3 protein-coding genes are annotated in these 2,722 nt (G+C 69.9%); 1 reads left to right on the top strand and 2 read right to left on the bottom strand.

What is annotated here, in order from left to right:
- Nucleotides 1–29: 29 nt before the first annotated feature.
- On the bottom strand, nt 30–767 hold the full coding sequence (locus ABT263_RS38640) for a trypsin-like serine protease (protein WP_352298616.1): 738 nt from the start codon (nt 765–767) through the stop codon (nt 30–32).
- A gap of 89 nt (nt 768–856) precedes the next feature.
- The gene (locus tag ABT263_RS38635; protein ID WP_352298614.1) at nt 857–1,381 is read right to left on the bottom strand and encodes a hypothetical protein; all 525 of its coding nucleotides are present in this window, start codon (nt 1,379–1,381) and stop codon (nt 857–859) included.
- Nucleotides 1,382–1,831: 450 nt separating this feature from the next.
- Here ABT263_RS38635 and ABT263_RS38630 point away from each other — a divergent pair.
- Nucleotides 1,832–2,722 (top strand): ALF repeat-containing protein (locus ABT263_RS38630; protein WP_352298611.1); only part of this gene is annotated, 891 nt, incomplete at its 3' end.

The following is a 2,722-nucleotide window of genomic DNA, read 5'->3' as shown; positions in this document are numbered from 1 at the left end:
CCCGCAACAACCCCGGCACACCCCACCCCCTACCGCACCAAATTCACCCCAACGGAGGCCATATACCCGCTACTTGGGGACTTCAGCACTAGGCAGCCGTTCTGCCAGGAGCGGCTGTTGAGGGCGGCGAGTTCGTAGTGGTCGCCGACCTGCCGTAGTGCGGGGCCGCCGGTGTCGCCCTTGCAGACGGTGGCGTCCGCCGGGGCCTTGGCGGTGATGGCGAGGCCGGTCGGGTCAACGCCACCGACGGTGAAGAGGGCGCTGTGGAGCTTGTCGGGCACCCACTCGGTCCTGGTGCGGCCGTAGCCCGTCACCCGAAGGTCCTCACCGGCGGTGGGAGCGGCCGTGGCCACGGCCACCGGGGTGATGTCGGTGACGGGAGTGGCGAGCCGGGCGAGTACGAGGTCGCGGTCGGTACGGGGGGCGAGTTCGACGATGTCCCGGACCTGGCCGGTCGTGGGGTCGGTGCGGCCGACGGTGACGGTGGTCCTGAGTGCGGGCGGACCGGCGGGGACCGTCGTCGGGTGGGCGGGGTCGTCGGCGAAGCAGGAGGCGGCGGTGACGACCCAGAACGGGTCGACCAGGGCGCCGGTGCAGGCGCGTTTGCCGTCGCCGATGTCCAGTTTGGCGGTGAAGGCGTAGGAGTCCGCCGGTGACGTGTCACCACTGACCGCCGGAGCGGGTCCGCCGGTCAGCAGGGCACCGGTCAGCGAGGCGGCCGTGACCGCCCCGGTTGTCCAGGCCGAGTGTGATCGCGTGCGAAACACGGAGCGCTGTCCTTTCGTCGCCGTTTCGGTGGGGTCGAATGGATCTGTACGGTGTCGATTTTGCGCGGCAGTGGCCTTGCCTGCCCGGATCATCCGGTGATGCGGAGTTCGACTAGGACGGAACGCTTTCCGCCGGGCAGGCTTTCGCCGACCGGTTCGACCGAGTTAGGGCCGATGTTCACCTGCTTTTCCTGGCCGGCCGCGACCAGCTTGGCGTTGACGGAGCGGTCTTCGGTCCAGATGCCGTAGACGTCCGGCAGTTCCATGGTGAGGTAGCCGGTCGTGCCGGAGACGACAAAGCAGTATCCGAGCTTGTCGAGGCGCGATTCGACGAAGATCTCGTTCCCCGCCTGGCAGCTGGTCGGAACCGTGTGGCCGGGTCCTTCCTTGAGCAGGATGTGCCCGTCGCCCCGCTTCAACGTGATCTTGCGTTCCGTCAGGATGCGGTCAGCCTCCGGGTACTGGAAGTCCTCGACTGCGGTGGGCATGTCCGTGTCCGCCGATGCCGCGCCGGTCGTGGCCTGCGCGGCCGACAGGGACGCGAGCCCGATGCACGTCAGCAGGGCTCCGGAGACGCCGGCCAGGAGAATCGTCCGGGTGCGGGATTTGATCAAGGCAGTTCCTTCGGTCTTGGCGGAGTCAAAATGAATCCGCAATGCGGGAAGGGGTGTCGGGCGACGGCGAAGCCAGCGTAAAGTACCAGCAATCTCCGCCTCCAGGAGACCCCTGGAATAGTTCAAGAACACTTTCCGGACCGACTTTCGGCCATGTCCCGCGAATTCGTACACCGAGTTCCGCTTGTGATGCCCAGAGGTCTGTCATCGAAACATGCATGTACCATTTGGGGGGTATTGATTGTGAATCATCCAATCCAGTCCCTGGGAGCATCAGGACACACCGGGAGGAGGTGGCACCGCAGAGCCCGGGCATCGGTCCTCGGCCGAATATGCGCGGGCTTACTGCCGCTGGCCCTCGCGGCCAGCCTGCTCGGAACGTCGCCCGCGTTCGCGACGGATCCAGGGCCCGGCCCGAGCACGCCGACGGAGACGGACCGCAGCCGTGTCGTGAGCCTGTGGCTGGACGGCGGTCCCGGCGTGCAGGCGGCCGCCGAGACGGCGCTGACCGGCACCGACGAGGACGTCAAACGCTTCCTGGACGTCGAGGCGGACCTCGCGGAGTACCACGACGAACGCGTCTCCACGTTCCAGATCTTCAGCCTCGGCGGCCCGGGGGTGCGCGAAGCGGCCGCGAAGGCCCTGAAGGGCTCCCAGGGAGAGCTGCACACCTTCCTCAAGGACGGCTGGCAGTCACCTCTGGAGCAGGACCTCCGGGTCGAGGCGTTCGAGCTCCTCGCCACCGGTGGAGTGAGCGTCAAGGAGCGGGCCACCGCCGCACTGCAGGGCACCCCCGAGGACCTGAAGACGTTCCTCGAGCAGGGCCGGTACGACGCCGCCTCCGTCGACGACCGAGCCCGCGTGATGCAGCTCCTCGCGGCCGGCGGGCCGGCAATGAAGGAAGCCGCCAAGGTCGCACTGCGCGGCACGCCCGCCGATGTCGCCGAGTTCCTGTCGGTCGGCCAGTTCGTGGCCCTGGCCAGGGATGAGGAACGCGCCACGATCTCCCAGCTGGCCGAGCAGGCCGAACAGGCCGGCCGGCAGGCCCAGATCGCCAAGGACGCCGCCAAGGCGGCCTCCGCCCGCGCGGTCGAGACCTCCCGGCTGGCCAAGGAGGCAGCGGAGACCGCGGCCAGGGAGACCGAGGCGGCCGGCCGGGACCTGGCCCGCGTCAAGGAAGCGGCCGCGCGTGCCGCCGACGCGGCCCAGGGCGCCGCGGCTGCCGCCGCCCAGGCGGTCGCGGCCGCCGGCGCCGCCAACCGGGCCTCCCGCACCCCCGCCGGTGCCGCGAGCGCCGCCGCCAGCGCCGCGGGCGGCGCGGCCCTGGCCGCGGCCGACGCC

Origin of the sequence: Kitasatospora sp. NPDC001603, from assembly GCF_040298365.1 — a bacterium.
Lineage (GTDB): Bacteria > Actinomycetota > Actinomycetes > Streptomycetales > Streptomycetaceae > Kitasatospora.
Note: the sequence above shows the minus strand (reverse complement) of the source record. Positions and strands in the feature narration are given on the sequence as shown.